We start from the raw sequence: 1,129 nt of genomic DNA on the forward strand, positions 1-1,129 counted from the left end.
ATTCTGGCAGCTGATGTCGCATTAAGTCTCCTAGGTGATGGCCGGCAAATTCTTCATGTAATCTTGCTTCTTTATATTCTGAAACTATTTTGGCTAAGTAATCTTTAATTGATGACATTGTATCTACCTCTTTTTATTTTTCCGTATAATATTCTGAAATTTACAGAAATTTATTTCCTTTTTATAGAAATTATGTTATAATTAATATAATTTAATGGAGGTGAACCAAATATGAGTTTTTCTGATGATGTGAAGGAAGCTAAAGCTACGCTCAAAAAAATTAAAAACTATGATATTAACGGTTTTGCTAAAGAATTAAAATATTGGATTAGAGAACTACACTTTTTTTACAATATAATTGTTCCAAACGAAACGAATGATCCATCAACCTCTTTTTATAAAATAAAACCAGCAACTAGGCCAACCACAGGACAAATTGCATATTTTAATTTAAGAAGAGGATATCCAAAAGAAATTTATGGTGGTCATTACTGCTATATATTAAAAGATTTTGGATCAAAATATTTGGTTATTCCTACAACATCAGTAAAAGAAAATTCTAATCCTCCTAATTCTAAAATTGAAATTGATATTAAAATTAAAGATTTTAAAAATGATAAAACTTCTCGACTTCATTTAAGTGATATGAGAGCAATTGATATCCAGCGAATTAATGAACAAAAATCTATATATGACATCAAAGAAAAACCAGCAGATCTTAACCAAAAAATAAGTGAATTTTTGTTTGAAACTGCTTGACAATTGACTGATAAAATAGTATTATTAATTTAGAAAATAAAATTATAAAGAGTCCTTAAATGGGCAAAATTAAAATTATGAAGGCACCTGATATTTTATCAGGTGTTTTTTCTTTTTTATAATTAAAATTTATTCTTCATCAGGCTGTTCAAATTCTTTTAAGGTCATTCCATTTTTTAATTTCCATTCTCTTAAACCATTAGCATTTCTACCCATAACTACTGCAGCTGCAGTAGAAGAACTAGAAAACAAATAGTCTTTTTTGAAAATATAATTTTCATCATTTTCAACTACAATTTCTTTTTCTAATAGCTCTTTTCTCTTTTTAATTACCCAATTTTGAGCTGAATCAACAGTATTATTAGACATT

The 1,129-nt window shown here is 26.7% G+C and carries 2 protein-coding genes; one reads left to right on the forward strand and one right to left on the reverse strand.

Annotated features, from left to right (window positions below; translation table 11 throughout):
• The first annotated feature begins 231 nt into the window (after window positions 1-231).
• On the forward strand, window positions 232-759 hold the full coding sequence (locus CI949_RS20775) for a hypothetical protein (protein ID WP_110300867.1): 528 nt from the start codon (window positions 232-234) through the stop codon (window positions 757-759).
• 129 nt (window positions 760-888) lie between these two features.
• On the opposite strand, the gene CI949_RS20780 is transcribed toward CI949_RS20775, so the two are convergent.
• Window positions 889-1,129, reverse strand: a 241-nt coding sequence (locus CI949_RS20780) for a DUF4357 domain-containing protein (RefSeq protein WP_258363617.1), incomplete at its 5' end; no start/stop codon positions are given.

The sequence above is a fragment of the Halanaerobium sp. genome, from assembly GCF_003070835.1.